Annotated in this window: 15 protein-coding genes; 8 read left to right on the top strand and 7 right to left on the bottom strand. The window is 71.5% G+C overall.

The features are described from left to right. Positions 1 to 3 precede the first annotated feature (3 nt). The gene (locus ACYVAQ_RS11120) at positions 4 to 1,416 is read right to left on the bottom strand and encodes an MFS transporter (RefSeq protein WP_460789349.1); all 1,413 of its coding nucleotides are present in this window, start codon (positions 1,414 to 1,416) and stop codon (positions 4 to 6) included. A gap of 61 nt (positions 1,417 to 1,477) precedes the next feature. Between ACYVAQ_RS11120 and ACYVAQ_RS11115 the strand changes: the two genes are divergently transcribed. The 5 genes from ACYVAQ_RS11115 to ACYVAQ_RS11095 are packed head-to-tail and all read left to right on the top strand — an operon-like array spanning position 1,478 to position 5,725. Next, positions 1,478 to 1,969 carry a winged helix-turn-helix transcriptional regulator gene (locus ACYVAQ_RS11115; RefSeq protein WP_460789346.1) on the top strand — a complete coding sequence of 164 codons (492 nt, stop codon included), beginning with the start codon at positions 1,478 to 1,480 and terminating at the stop codon, positions 1,967 to 1,969. 31 nt (positions 1,970 to 2,000) lie between these two features. After that, positions 2,001 to 3,197 (top strand): acyl-CoA dehydrogenase family protein, encoded by a 1,197-nt coding sequence (locus ACYVAQ_RS11110; RefSeq protein WP_460789344.1) that lies wholly within the window; start codon positions 2,001 to 2,003, stop codon positions 3,195 to 3,197. After that, complete coding sequence (locus ACYVAQ_RS11105; RefSeq protein WP_460789341.1) at positions 3,194 to 3,997, top strand: SDR family oxidoreductase; 804 nt, start codon at positions 3,194 to 3,196, stop codon at positions 3,995 to 3,997. Before ACYVAQ_RS11110 ends, ACYVAQ_RS11105 begins: the two co-directional genes overlap by 4 nt. Continuing rightward, positions 3,975 to 4,562 (top strand): TetR/AcrR family transcriptional regulator, encoded by a 588-nt coding sequence (locus ACYVAQ_RS11100; protein ID WP_460789339.1) that lies wholly within the window; start codon positions 3,975 to 3,977, stop codon positions 4,560 to 4,562. The genes ACYVAQ_RS11105 and ACYVAQ_RS11100 overlap by 23 nt, the downstream gene beginning before the upstream one ends. Further along, the gene (locus ACYVAQ_RS11095) at positions 4,559 to 5,725 is read left to right on the top strand and encodes an acetyl-CoA C-acetyltransferase (RefSeq protein ID WP_460789336.1); all 1,167 of its coding nucleotides are present in this window, start codon (positions 4,559 to 4,561) and stop codon (positions 5,723 to 5,725) included. Before ACYVAQ_RS11100 ends, ACYVAQ_RS11095 begins: the two co-directional genes overlap by 4 nt. On the opposite strand, the gene ACYVAQ_RS11090 is transcribed toward ACYVAQ_RS11095, so the two are convergent. Together ACYVAQ_RS11090 and ACYVAQ_RS11085 are read right to left on the bottom strand one after the other, a co-directional pair. Beyond that, on the bottom strand, positions 5,706 to 6,344 hold the full coding sequence (locus ACYVAQ_RS11090; protein ID WP_460789333.1) for a PilZ domain-containing protein: 639 nt from the start codon (positions 6,342 to 6,344) through the stop codon (positions 5,706 to 5,708). The genes ACYVAQ_RS11095 and ACYVAQ_RS11090 overlap by 20 nt on opposite strands. A 31-nt stretch (positions 6,345 to 6,375) precedes the next feature. Further along, complete coding sequence (locus ACYVAQ_RS11085) at positions 6,376 to 6,744, bottom strand: hypothetical protein (protein WP_460789330.1); 369 nt, start codon at positions 6,742 to 6,744, stop codon at positions 6,376 to 6,378. 183 nt (positions 6,745 to 6,927) lie between these two features. On the opposite strand from ACYVAQ_RS11085, the gene ACYVAQ_RS11080 reads away from it, so the two are divergent. Next, the gene (locus ACYVAQ_RS11080) at positions 6,928 to 8,070 is read left to right on the top strand and encodes a choice-of-anchor P family protein (RefSeq protein ID WP_460789327.1); all 1,143 of its coding nucleotides are present in this window, start codon (positions 6,928 to 6,930) and stop codon (positions 8,068 to 8,070) included. Here the strand turns inward: ACYVAQ_RS11080 and ACYVAQ_RS11075 are convergent. From ACYVAQ_RS11075 to ACYVAQ_RS11060, 4 genes are read right to left on the bottom strand one after another with little or no spacing between them, the layout of a single operon-like run. After that, positions 8,067 to 9,134: an NAD(P)H-dependent flavin oxidoreductase gene (locus tag ACYVAQ_RS11075; protein ID WP_460789324.1), complete on the bottom strand. Its 1,068-nt coding sequence runs from the start codon at positions 9,132 to 9,134 to the stop codon at positions 8,067 to 8,069. The two genes, ACYVAQ_RS11080 and ACYVAQ_RS11075, sit on opposite strands and share 4 nt — an antisense overlap. Further along, positions 9,127 to 9,906, bottom strand: a complete 780-nt coding sequence (locus tag ACYVAQ_RS11070; RefSeq protein WP_460789322.1) for a CoA-transferase subunit beta — start codon at positions 9,904 to 9,906, stop codon at positions 9,127 to 9,129. Before ACYVAQ_RS11070 ends, ACYVAQ_RS11075 begins: the two co-directional genes overlap by 8 nt. Then, entirely contained in the window at positions 9,903 to 10,796 is an 894-nt protein-coding gene (locus tag ACYVAQ_RS11065; protein WP_460789319.1) for a CoA transferase subunit A, read from the bottom strand. Before ACYVAQ_RS11065 ends, ACYVAQ_RS11070 begins: the two co-directional genes overlap by 4 nt. Beyond that, complete coding sequence (locus tag ACYVAQ_RS11060; protein WP_460789316.1) at positions 10,793 to 11,548, bottom strand: enoyl-CoA hydratase family protein; 756 nt, start codon at positions 11,546 to 11,548, stop codon at positions 10,793 to 10,795. Before ACYVAQ_RS11060 ends, ACYVAQ_RS11065 begins: the two co-directional genes overlap by 4 nt. Before the next feature lie 65 nt (positions 11,549 to 11,613). Here ACYVAQ_RS11060 and ACYVAQ_RS11055 point away from each other — a divergent pair, with 65 nt between their 5' ends. Next, positions 11,614 to 12,390, top strand: a complete 777-nt coding sequence (locus tag ACYVAQ_RS11055) for an SDR family oxidoreductase (protein WP_460789314.1) — start codon at positions 11,614 to 11,616, stop codon at positions 12,388 to 12,390. Next, positions 12,387 to 13,271, top strand: coding sequence for an SDR family oxidoreductase (locus tag ACYVAQ_RS11050; RefSeq protein WP_460789313.1), 885 nt, complete (start codon positions 12,387 to 12,389; stop codon positions 13,269 to 13,271). The genes ACYVAQ_RS11055 and ACYVAQ_RS11050 overlap by 4 nt, the downstream gene beginning before the upstream one ends. Positions 13,272 to 13,374: the final 103 nt, after the last annotated feature.

Here is a 13,374-nt window from a genome sequence, read left to right as displayed (position 1 = left end):
GGATCAGCCGGCGAGCTCGGGCACGGGCTCCTCCGGCACCGGAGCGCGGACCCCCTCGATGGTCAGGGCGGCGAGGACCGAGACGCCGGAGGCGAGGGCGATGAAGAGCCAGCCGTTGCGCACGTCGTCGAGCCCGACAGCGCCCGTGCCGAGGATCCCGATCAGGATGCTGACGCCGAGCGCCATGCCGACCTGGCGGGCCATGCTGGCGATGCCGCTGCCGGTCGAGGCCTGCTCGGGAGGCAGCCCCGCGGTCGCGGCGGCGACCAGGTTCGGCATCGCGAGGCCGACGCCGATGCCGCCGAGTAGCCAGCCGGGGAGGTAGGTCGTGGCGTACGCCGGCGTGGCCGAGATGACGGCCGCCTGCCACAGGGCCGAGATGCCGAGCAGGAGGCTGCCGGCGGCGATGAGCCGGCCGGGGCGGACCCGGGGGAGCAGACGCGCGGCCAGGATCGAGGTCGGCGGCACCATCAGCGGGCCGGCGGCCACGGCGAAACCCGTGCGCAGCGCCGAGTAGTCCCAGGCGTGCTGCATCCACAGGATGCCGAGCAGCAGCGAGGAGCCGAACGCGGTGTTGTAGGCGAGCGCGGCGAGGTTGGCCCAGCGGACCTGCCGTACCCGGAGCAGCGCCGGGTCGATGACCGGTGCGGTGTGCCGGGCGCTGACGAGGACGAACCCCGCGAGAAGGGCGGCCGAGGCGGCGAACGACCCCAGGACGGCGGCCGAGGTCCAGCCCCAGTCGTTGCCCTGGACGATGCCGAGGATGAGGGCCGCGATGCTGCCCGCGACCAGGGTGGCGCCGAGCAGGTCGGGCCGCGGGGCACCGTCGTTGTGGCGCACGTCCGGCACGAAGCGGATGGCGGCCAGCGCCAGGGCGGCGCCGATCGGGACGTTGATCCAGAACGCCCAGTGCCAGGAGATCTGCACCAGGCTCCCGCCGGCGGCCGGGCCCAGCGCGGCGGCGACCGCGCTGGCGAGCGCCCAGATCCGGGCTCCGGCGGCGCGACGCTCCGGCGGCAGGGCGCCGAGCAGGAGGCCGAGGCTGGAAGGCGTCATCGCGGCGGCGCCGACGGCCTGGAGCACCCGGAACGCGACCAGCGCCCACACGTTCTCGGCCAGGCCGCAGGCCAGGCTCGCCAGCGCGAAGACCGCGATGCCGGCGACGAATCCCGCCTTGCGCCCGTAGCGGTCGGTGAGCCGGCCCATCGGGATGAGCAGGGCGGCGAAGACCACGGCGTACCCGTTGAGGACCCAGCTGAGCTGGCCGAGGGTCGGAGCCGAGTCGTGGGCGGCGAAGTCGCGGCCGATGTCGTCGAAGGCGACGTTGACGATGAACAGGTCGAGCCCCGCGAGGAAGGTCGCGCCGGTGAGGAGGGCGGTGACGAGACCGAGTCGGGTCTGGCTTCGGGTGGACATAGCCAGACCGTACGACTCTGGCTATGGAAATGACAAGCCAGATGTCGATAAGATCGCGGCCATGAGCATGCGGATGGGTGGGCGGCTGGCCGAGCGGGGCGACGTACCGCTGGGAGAGGCGTGCCCCATCGACCGGGCCATGGGGCTGCTCGGCAACCGCACGGCGATGCTGCTGCTGCGCGAGGTGTTCTACGGGGCGAACCGTTTCGACCAGCTCGTCCGCCGCGTCGGCGTGACCGAGGCGGTCGCGTCCCAGCGGCTGCGCGAGCTGGTCGCCGCGGGGGTGCTGGAGAAGCAGCCCTACCGCGAGCCGGGACAGCGCACGCGGCACGAGTACGTCCTCACGGAGTCCGGCACGGCCCTCGCGCCGGTGCTGATCGGGCTGCTCGAGTGGGGTCGCACCTACCTCCCGGACGACCGGAGCCGCCTGGCCCTCACGCACGCCGACTGCGGCGCGCCGGTCCACGTGGCGCTCTGCTGCGCGTCCGGCCACGAGGTGCCGGAGTCCGACCTGGTCGTGACGGGTCGGCGGACGAGACCTGGTTCCGACTGATCACCAAGCAAATGCTTGGTAGGGTGGCCTCGTGGACCTGACCGAGAGCCCCACCGACCGCGCCTTCCGTGACGAGGTGCGGTCCTGGCTCGCCGACAACCTCGCCGGTGAGTGGGGTGCGCTCAAGGGCCTCGGGGGGCCGGGGCGCGAGCACGAGGCGCACGACGAGCGGCTCGCCTGGAACCGGCACCTCGCGCAGCACGGCTGGACCGCCGTCGGGTGGCCCGAGGAGCACGGTGGGCGGGGGCTGTCGCTGTGGCAGCAGGTGATCTTCCACGAGGAGTACGCCCGCGCCGACGCGCCCGCGGGGGTCAACCACCTCGGGGAGCAGCTGCTCGGCCCGACCCTGATCGCGTTCGGCACCGAGGCCCAGCAGCAGCGCTTCCTCCCGAAGATCGTCGCGGTCGAGGAGCTCTGGGCCCAGGGCTACTCCGAGCCCAACGCCGGCTCCGACCTTGCCAACGTCCAGACCCGTGCCCGGCGCGACGAGGCGACCGGCGACTGGGTCCTCGACGGCCAGAAGGTGTGGACCTCGATGGCCCACGTGGCCGACTGGTGCTTCGTCGTGGCGCGCAGCGAGCCCGGCTCGCAGCGCCACCACGGCCTGTCCTTCCTGCTCGTCCCGTTGCGCCAGGACGGCGTCGAGATCCGCCCGATCGAGCAGCTCACCTCCGGCTCGGAGTTCAACGAGGTCTTCTTCACCGGGGCCCGTACGACGGGCGACCTGGTCGTCGGCGAGCCCGGCTCCGGCTGGGGCGTGGCCATGGGCCTGCTCGGCTTCGAGCGCGGTGTCTCGACGCTCGGCCAGACCGTCGGCTTCGCCCGCGAGCTGCACAGCGTCGTGGAGCGTGCCCGGGCCAACGGCACCATCGACGACCCCGTCGTCCGGGACCGGCTCGCGAACCTCAAGGCCGAGCTGACCGCGATCCGTGCGTTCGCGCTGCGTGCCCTGAGCACCGTCGAGGGCGGCCAGGACTCGGCGGCCGGTGGCGGCGCCGGCTCCATCTTCAAGCTGGCCTGGGCCAACTGGCACCGCCGGCTCGGCGAGGTCGCCATGGACGTAGCCGGCCGCGAGGGCCTGCTCGCCGGGCCGGGCTACGACCTGGACGCCCACCAGCGCCTCTTCCTCTTCTCCCGCGCCGACACCATCTACGGCGGCAGCGACGAGGTGCAGAAGAACATCCTCGCCGAGCGCGTGCTCGGCCTACCCCGAGAGGCCCGCGCATGACGGTCACCCGCCCCGAGCAGCCCACGCCCGACTACGTCCCTGGTCACGACCTGCTGGCCGGCAAGGTCGTCGTCGTGACGGCCGCCGCCGGGGCCGGCATCGGCGCTGCCGTCGTACGACGTGCCCTGGAGGAGGGCGCGAAGGCCGTCGTCTTCTCCGACACCCACGCGCGGCGGCTCGCCGAGGCCGAGGAGGCCCTGGCCGCGGAGTTCGGCAAGGAGAGGGTCCGCCAGCTGGTCTGCAACGTGACCCAGGAGGCCGACGTCCAGGCGCTCCTCGACGCGGCCGAGGAGTTCGGCGGCGTCGACGTCATGATCAACAACGCCGGCCTCGGTGGCACCGACGACATCCTCGACGTCACCGACGAGACCTGGAACCGGGTCATCGACATCACCCTCACCGGCACGATGCGCTGCACCCGTGCGGCCGGCCGGCGGTTCGTGGCGGCGGGCAAGAAGGGCGTCATCGTCAACAACGCCTCGGTCATCGGCTGGCGTGCCCAGGAGGGCCAGGCCCACTACGCCGCCGCGAAGGCGGGCGTGATGGCGCTGACCCGCTGCTCGGCGCTGGACCTGGCCCCGCACGGCATCCGCGTGAACGCCGTGTCCCCGAGCCTGGCCATGCACCCGTTCCTGGAGAAGGTCACCTCGCCCGAGCTGCTCGTCGAGCTCAAGCAGCGGGAGGCGTTCGGGCGCGCCGCCGCGCCGTGGGAGGTCGCCAACGTGATGGTGTTCCTCGCGAGCGACTACTCGTCGTACCTGACCGGAGAGGTGATCAGTGCCAGCAGCCAGCACGCCTAACCGCCGCGAGGAGCTCCTGCGGATCGCGGGGGAGCAGTTCGCGTCCAAGGGCTTCAAGAACACGACCGTCCGCGACATCGCCGACGCCGCCGGCATCCTGTCCGGCAGCCTCTACCACCACTTCCCCTCCAAGGAGTCGATGGTCGACGAGCTGCTGCGGGACTTCCAGGAGCAGCTCTTCGGTCAGTACGACGAGATCCTGGCCAGCGACGACGACGCGCGCACCAAGCTGGAGCGCGCCTTCCGGGTCTCCTTCGAGGCCATCGAGAACCACCCGGCCGAGGTCGCGATCTTCCAGAACGACGCCGACCACCTGGGCCGGCTCGAGGGCTTCGGCTACCTGGCGGACCGCAACGCGCAGTCCCGCCAGGTGTGGGTGACCCTGCTCGAGGAGGGCGTGGCCTCCGGGGTGCTGCGCCAGGACCTCGACATCACGCTGACCTACCGCTTCATCCGCGACACCGTGTGGGTCGCCGTCCGGTGGTACCGCCCCGGCGGCGGCCTGACCCACACCGAGGTCGCCGACCAGTACGTCCGCATCCTCCTCGACGGGATCTCCCAATGACCACTGCGTACATCATCGACGCCGTCCGCACCGCGGTCGGCAAGCGCGGGGGAGCCCTCGCCGACGTCCACTCCGCCGACCTCGCCGCCCACACGCTGAGCGCGCTCGTCGACCGCACCGGTATCGACCCCGGCGCCGTCGACGACGTGATCCTGGGCTGCTGCGACACGATCGGCTCGCAGGCCGGCGACGTCGCCCGCACCGCCTGGCTGGTCGCGGGCCTGCCCGACCACGTCCCGGGCGTGACGATCGACCGCCAGTGCGGCTCCTCGCAGCAGGCCGTGCACTTCGCGGCCCAGGGCGTCATGTCCGGCACCCAGGACCTCGTGGTCGCCGGTGGGGTGCAGAACATGAGCGCCATCCCGATCTCCGCCGCGATGATCGTCGGTCAGCAGTACGGCTTCTCCACGCCGTTCGCCGAGTCCCCTGGCTGGGCGAAGCGGTACGGCGACCAGGAGGTCAGCCAGTTCCGGTCGGCCGAGATGATCGCCGAGAAGTGGGACATCAGCCGCGAGGAGATGGAGGCGTTCGCACTCGCCTCCCACGAGCGGGCCCGTACGGCGATCGCGGAGGGCCGGTTCACCGGCCAGATCGCGCCGTACACGCTCGCCGACGGGACCGTCTTCGACACCGACCAGTGCCCGCGCGAGACCTCGCAGGAGTTGATGGCGGCGCTGCAGCCGCTCGCGCCCGGCGGCCGGATCACCGCGGGTGTGGCCTCCCAGATCTGCGACGGCTCGGCGGCCCTGCTCGTCGCGTCCGAGCGGGCGGTCAAGGACCACGGGCTGACACCGCGTGCCCGGATCCACCACCTCTCGGTGCGCGGCGACGACCCGGTCTGGATGCTCACCGGGCCGATCGAGGCGACGAAGCACGCGCTGGCCCAGGCCGGCATGGCGATCGACGACATCGACCTGTTCGAGTGCAACGAGGCGTTCGCGTCGGTCGTGCTCGCCTGGATGAAGGAGACCGGCGCGCCGCACGAGAAGGTCAACGTCAACGGCGGCGGCATCGCCCTCGGTCACCCGATCGGCGCGACCGGCGCCCGCCTGATGACGACCCTGCTCGACGAGCTGGAGCGCACCGGTGGCCGCTACGGGCTGCAGACGATGTGCGAGGGCGGCGGCCAGGCGAACGTGACCATCATCGAGCGCCTCGGTTGACCTGCCTGCGCTCGGCGTCGAAGGCGGCGCGCCGCAGCGTGTCGGCGTTGGCGTTGGCCTCGGGGAACATCACCCCGATGCCGACGCCGCCCGGATAGGGCACGTGGCGTACGACGGTGCCGGGGCCGGTCAGCTCCGCGCCGTCGACCGCCAGCGTCGTGTCCACGACGCTGCCGACTGCCGGGGGATCGTCGCGCAGCAGGGCCAGCACGCCGCCCTCGCTCACATCGACCGTGAACGCCTCGCTGTGCACGTCGTCCCAGCTCAGCCGCAGCGGCACGGACATCCGCACCCGGAAGTGACGGCGCTCCTGGACCCGGCGGGCAGGCCCGCGCGGCGAGAGCACCCAGACGGCTCCGTACGGACGACGACCGGGCCGGGTGGCCACCGGGCAGCTCACCCGGCCCAGCGGGTGGGTCCAGGACAGCTCGGCCTCGAAGTGGTGCTCGGAGGCGTCGACGTCGGCCGGGCACGCGACGATCACCACGGCCGCGTCCGCCCGCCGCTCGAAGTCGAGGACCCGCGTCGGTGCCACCACGACCACGCCGCTGGTGCGCTGGACGCGCACGGTCACCGGTTGCAGGACATCCAGCAGGTCGTCGATCCCGTCGTACGCCATGCCCTGCCCATCGGCAGGAACGGGATCGGGATTAGCGCAGGACGAGCCAGAGGCCGACGGCCAGCGGCAGCACAGCGGTGAGGTGCCACCAGGACGTCAACGGGCGCTTGTTGATGCCGAGGACCGCGGCGACGCCGACGTTCCAGAACAGGACGCCGATGACGACGAGGCCGATCTGCACGCCGACGGCGGCGTGGTCGGCGTCGAGCACGGCAGCCAGGATCATGCCCGCCGTCAGGTGCGCGATGGTGGTCATCGCGAGCACGGACACGACCCGGCGCTGCACCTTCTCGAGCCGCTTCACGGCCTCGGGGTCGCGCTGGACGCGGGGTGCGTTCGGGTCCATCAGGTGCCGACGCCGCGGCGCCGTCGAGCTGCCCGAGGTCGTCTTCGCATCCATGGGGCCAGGGTATCGACAACGGCTGCGTCGCCCCCAACCACGGAGCGTGGTCGGACCTACGTCACAGGTCTATACCGATGGACGCTCGACCCGCGATTTCGCCGGATGGCGGGGTCGAGAACGGCGCCGCTTCAATGGAGGGGCGACTCGGGCGCACGGCTCCCAACGACGAGAGGCTTCCCGATGTCGCACCGCATCCCCATCTTCCGCATGCCCACGCTGATCGCGTTCAGCCTCGCCGCGGCACTCGCGCTGCCCACCACCGCGGTGGCCAAGCCACCCGGTGGGCCGACCGGCGGTACGACGACCACGATCGCCACGGCGTACTCCGGGCACGCCTACGGACTGTCCGCCGCGGCGACCGCCCTCGCCGACCTGGTCAAGGTGGGGCCGGTGGTCGTGTCCGACACCGGTGAGCTGCCGAGCACCGGCGGCGAGGTGGAGCGTGCCCTCCTGACCGCCAACGTGGCGCTGTCCGGCGTCGCGCTCGACGCCGACGTCGTCGACGCGCTCGTCGTGGGGTCCGGCCTGACGACCGACGCCAACGCCGAGACCGTCGGCCTGACCGGGGGCGTGGACGGGCTGCTCACCATCAGTGCCGGAGTCATCCAGGCGCAGTCGACGGCGAGCTGCCCGACGACCGGGACGACCCCGGTCTTCGCCGGCCACGCGAGCCTCGCCAACGTGGCCGTGACCCTGCTCGGCCTGCCCGTGGCGATCGCGGCCAACCCGGCCCCGAACACCACCATCAACCTGCTCAACGGTGTCGTGAAGATCGTCCTCAACGAGCAGATGATGGTCGGCGGACGGCTGGTCGTGAACGCCCTGCACATCACCGTGAACGGCCCGCTCAGCCTGCTGAGCACCGTGGCCAGCGCGGACATCGTGGTCTCCCACGCCGAGGCCGGCATCACCTGCGCGACCAGCACCACGGGTGGCGGCCAGTGCCCGGTGAAGGACTTCATGACCGGCGGTGGCCAGCTCCGCTCCAGCACCGGCGCGGGCGTCAGCTTCGGCTTCGTGGGCGGGATGAAGAACCCCGGTCTGATGGGGCACTTCAACGCCGTCGACCACGGCACCGGCCAGCACATCCAGGGCTCCACGGTGAGCGCCTACACGGCCACCGGGCCGACGTCGCGGCAGATCACCTACGACAACGGCGCGCTCGTCGCCAATGCCGCCGACAACGGGGAGCCGGGCACCAACGACACCCTGTCGTTCACCGGTGGCTACAACGGCAACCCGATCGCCTACGGCAACATCCAGCTGCACCACCCGGCGGGCTGCCCGGCCATGACCACCTCGGGCGGTGGCAAGAACCACTAGTGGCGGTACGCCGCCGCGCGGCCGAGCTCCACGGCCGCGCGGCGCACCACCCGGTCGATGAGCTCCTCGCAGGTGGGCAGGTCGTCGATGACACCGACGACCTGCCCCGAGGCGAGGACTCCGGCGTCGGTGTCGCCGTCCACCAGGCCGGCCTTCAGCATCATCGGCGTGTTCGCGGCCAGGGTCATCTGGGCCAGGGTGCGGCCCTGCTGCTTCTTCATCTCGCGGCCGTCCCTGGCGAGCTGCGTCCAGCTCATCCCGGACTCGCGCTTGAACGCCAGCGTGCGGCGCAGCGTCGGGCCCATCCGGCGTACGGCGCTGGTCTCCTCGAGCTCCTCGACGAGGTCGGTGCGCAGCATCCGGTGGGGCATGCCGTCGACCTTGGCGGTGACGACGGTGTCGGTGAGGCTCTTCGACAGGTAGAGCTGCTTGACGGCGTCCGGGACGGCGGAGTCCTGAGTCAGCAGGAACCGGGTGCCCATGCCGACCCCGGCTGCGCCGTACGCGAGCGCGGCCGCGAGGCCGCGGCCGTCGAAGAAGCCGCCCGCGGCGATGACGGGGATGTCGACCGCGTCGAGCACGGTCGGCAGCAGCAGCGTGGTGGGCACCGGGCCGGTGTGGCCGCCGCCCTCGCCGCCCTGGACCATCACCGCGTCCGCGCCCCAGCTCGCGACCTTCACCGCGTGCTTGGCCGCGCCGATCGACGGCATCACGACGATGTCGTGCTCCTTGAGCATCGCGATGAGGTCGGGCTTCGGCGCGAGCGCGAACGAGGCGACCTTCACGCCGTGGTCGATGAGCAGCCGGCAGCGGTCCTTGGCGTCGCCCGCGTCGGCCCGCAGGTTGACCCCGAACGGCTCGTCGGTGCGGCTCGTGACCTCGATGATCGCCTTCTCCAGCTCGGCGAAGGTCATCGTGGCCGAGGCCAGGATGCCCAGGCCGCCGGCGTTGGCGGTGCCGGAGACCAGCCGCGGTCCGGAGACCCAGCCCATACCGGTCTGGACGATCGGGTGGCGAACGCCCGTCAGCTCGGTGAAGGGTGTTCGCAGAAGCTGCTCAATCACGGGGCACGTCCCGGAAGCGCAGGCCCTTCGGGTCCAGCACCTCGTTGATGATCGTCAGCTCGGCGACGCTCGGCTCGCGGGTGGTGGGGACGCCGGCGGGGACCTCCAGCGTGAAGCCGGTGTTCTCGACGATCTCGTCGACCGTCACCCCGGGGTGGACCGAGAGCAGGCGCACGGTGTCGTCGGCACCCTTGACGTCGAAGACCCCGAGGTTGCTGACGATCCGGTGGATGTCGTTGTACCTGCTGGCGCCGGGCCCGGCAGCCTTCGCTCGCTTCGGGCCGACGCCGGTGACGATGTCGACCTGCTCCACGAAGACACGGGTGCTGTGCTTCGGCACCCAGTACGACGTGCGGTTGTTGACTGTGTTGCCGGGAGCGCCCCGACTGCCGAGCAGCTGCCGCTTCGGCTGGGCGAAGTCGCCGATGGCGGAGATGTTCTGGTTGCCGTCGCGGTCGACCTGGGTGGCGCCCATCATCACGTGCCGCTTGCCGTGGGCGACGACGTCGAACACACGGCGGAACGGGATCCACCCCTCGACCACGTCCGCCTTCGCGAACAGCGGTGGCACGCCGCCGAGGAAGAGCGACTCACCGTCGGAGATGACGAGGTCGGGGTTGCTCGTGAGCCTCGCGAGCCGCACCCCGAGCATCGGCAGCATGCCCATCGGACTGGCGAAGATCTCGCCGTCGTCCTTGAACGCGTCGGCGATGGCGGCGGCGCAGACGTCGGCGCGCTCCACGCCGGTTGTCGAGCTTGTCGAGACACTCACTGGGCCGCCTCCTCGGCGAAGGCCGCGACCGCGGCCTGGTAGGCGTCCTCGTCGCCCTCGAGGAACCGTGCCGAGAACGAGGCCCAGTCCTCGTCGGAGCCGGAGGCCGCGGCGGCGTACGCCTTCTGGAAGGGCTCGTCGCGCTCGTAGTCGGGTGTGCAGGTGGTGAAGTGGGCGCCGTTCGGGGTCTCGACGACGCCGGTGACGTCCATCCGGCTGATCAGCAGTCGCTGGACCGGCGCGTCCACGGTCAGGCCTGCGGTGTCGACGACCTGCTCGCAGCTCACGTAGGCGCGGTCGGCCGCCTGGACGAACAGGTCGTCGAAGTACGGGTCGGGCCCGAGGTAGGTGGCGTTGCCGTGGGCGTCGGCACGGTTCATGTGCACCAGCGCCACGTCGAGCTTGAGCGCCGGGACGGCGGTGAGCTCCTCGAACGCGCCGTCCTCGTCGGCGTACGGGCTGGTCACGGTCCTGATCCAGGGGTTGTTGACCAGCACGTCCGAGCCCAGGCCCGCGCGCATCGGCAGGAACGGCAGTCGCTGCGCGGCGGCGTACAGGCCGGTCTGGAACATGCCCTCGTCGAGCTCGACCACCTCGGGGATCGACTTCTCCTGGCGAGCCTTCTGGAAGCTCGGCTCGAGCGGGATCGAGTCCAGCGAGACGAAGGCGTAGACCAGCTTGCGGATCTTGCCCGCGCGGGCCAGCAGGCCGACGTCGGCGCCACCCCAGCTGACGATGGTGAGGTCCTTCAGGTCCGACCGGAGGATCGCGCGCACCAGCGCCATCGGCTTGCGCCGCGGGCCCCAGCCGCCGATGCCGATGGTCATGCCGTCCTCGAGCGTGGCCACGACCTCGTCGATCGTGATCCGCTTGTCGCGGGGTTTCGTCACTTCTTTGCTCCCTTGTCGGTGCCCGCGAAGTCGTCACGGAGCTCGTCGGACACGCCCATCAGGTTCAGCTCGAAGGTGAACCCCTGCTCCCAGCGGTAGGACTTGTTGACGTCGATGGGGTCGATCCCGTTGAGCGCCTCCTTGGCGGCGCGGATGACCAACGTGTTCTTGGCGGCGATCTCGCCGGCGACCTTCAGGGCGGCGTCGAGCAGCTCCTCCTTCGGCACCACCTCGAGCACCGAGCCGAACTGCACGAGGTCGGTTGCCGGGATCGTCCGCGCGGTGAAGTAGAGGGTGCGCATCATGTGCTGCGGCACCAGGCGCGCCATGTGGGTCGCGGCGCCGAGGGCACCCTGGTTGACCTCCGGTACGCCGAAGAAGGCGTCCTCGCTCGCGACCACGATGTCCGCGTTGCCGACCAGGCCCACCCCGCCACCCACGCAGAACCCGTTGACCGCGGCGACCACGGGGACGCTGCACTCGTAGACCGCCTTGAACGCCGCGTAGCAGCCCTTGTTGGCGCCGAGCAGGGCGTCGAATCCGGTCGTGTTCTGCATCTCCTTGATGTCGACGCCCGCGTTGAAGCCCTTGCCCTCGGCGCGGAGCACCACGACCTTGGTGGCCAGGTCGGCACTCGCCTCGTCGAGGGCGGCGGCCACGTCGAACCAGCCCTGCACGGTCAGCGCGTTGACCGGGGGAGCGTCCATGGTGACGACGCGGATCCCGTCGGGCCGCAGCTCGCTTGTGATCACGTGACCTCCGTTGGTTGACCTTGTCGAAGCCACCCTACCAAGCATTTGCTTGGTAGGGTGGTGACATGCCACTCAGCATCGACCTCACCGGCCGCGTCGCCCTGGTCACCGGGGGAGCTCGCGGGATCGGGCGTGGGATCAGCGAGGTCCTGCTCGCCGCCGGCGCCACGGTCGTGACCTGCGGCCGATCCGAGGCGACGCCGCCCGAGGGTGCCGAGCACCGGCGGTGCGACGTCCGCGAGGCCGAGTCCGTCGCCGCGCTGGTGGACGGGATCGTGGCCGCGCACGGACATCTCGACGTCGTGGTGAACAACGCCGGGGGAGCGCCGTACGCGCTCGCGGCGGAGTCCTCCGCCCGCTTCCACGACAAGATCGTCGGTCTCAACCTGATGTCGACGCTGTTCGTCAGCCAGGCTGCGAACCGGGTCATGCAGCAGCAGCCCGCCGGCGGCGCCATCGTCAACATCTCCTCGGTCTCGGGTGTCCGGCCCTCACCCGGGACCGCGTCGTACGGCGCTGCGAAGGCCGGTGTCGACTCGTTGACCACCTCGCTCGCGCAGGAGTGGGGGCCGCGGGTGCGCGTGAACGCGGTCGACGTCGGTCTGGTGCGGACCGCCGACACCGCCGACCACTACGGCGGCGACGCGACCGTTGCCGCGATCGAGGCCACCATCCCGGTCGGCCGGATGGCCGACGTCGTCGAGATCGGTCAGGTGGTGGCGTTCCTGGCCAGCGACCTGGCGTCGTACGTCTCCGGGGCTCGCGTCGCCTGCCACGGCGGCGGCGAGCAGCCCGTCTTCCTCCACATCGCCCAGAACGCAGCACAGAAGGAGCACCAGTGAGCAGGTTGCTGGAAGGTCGCGTCGCGATCGTCACCGGAGCGGGCCGCGGCATCGGCCGGGCGCACGCGCTCGAGCTCGCCCGGCACGGCGCCAAGGTCGTCGTCAACGACTACGGCGTGTCGAACAACGGCGAGAAGACCGACTCCCCGGCGCACGAGGTCGTCGCCGAGATCGAGGCGATGGGCGGCGAGGCCGTCGTCAACGGTGCCGACGTCGCCGACTTCGAGCAGGCGGCGGCGATGGTGCAGCAGGCGATCGACGCCTTCGGGGGCCTCGACATCCTCGTCAACAACGCCGGCTTCGTGCGCGACCGGATGCTCGTCAACGCCACGGAGGACGAGTTCGACGCCGTCGTGCGGGTGCACCTCAAGGGCCACTTCGCCCCGCTGCGGCGCGCGGCGGCGTACTGGCGGGCGGAGGCGAAGGAGGGCCGCCAGCGGGTCGCCCGCGTCATCAACACGACCTCGGGCGCCGGCCTGCAGGGATCGATCGGCCAGGTCGTCTACTCAGCCGCCAAGGGCGGGATCGCGACCATGACCCTGGTGGCCGCCGCCGAGCTCGGCCGCATCGGCGTGACCGTCAACGCGATCGCGCCTGTGGCGAAGACCCGCATGACGGAGGGCGCGTTCGACACCTCCGCGATGGCGCTGCCCGAGGACAACTCGCCGATCGTCGCGTGGCTCGCCTCCGAGGAGGCCGGCGACGTCACCGGTCGGGTCATCGAGGTCGACGGCTCGACGATGACCGTCGAGAACGCCTGGTCCCACGGCCCCGCCGCGACCGCCGACGGCCGCTGGGACGCCGAGAAGGTCGGCCCCGCGCTCGTGGAGCTGATCGCCGCGGCGCCGAAGCCCGAGCCCGTCTACGGCACCGGCTCCTGAGTCGCCGAGACCCGGGTTTGTCGCGTCCGAGCCTCGGGCTTGTCGCGCTCCAGACCCCGGGTCTCGGCGGTGACCAACCCGGGTCTCGGCGGTGACAAACCCG

It is taken from the genome of Nocardioides maradonensis, from assembly GCF_054777115.1.
The sequence above is the reverse complement of the archived record's forward strand: the minus strand, read 5'-3'. Positions and strand labels throughout refer to the sequence as shown.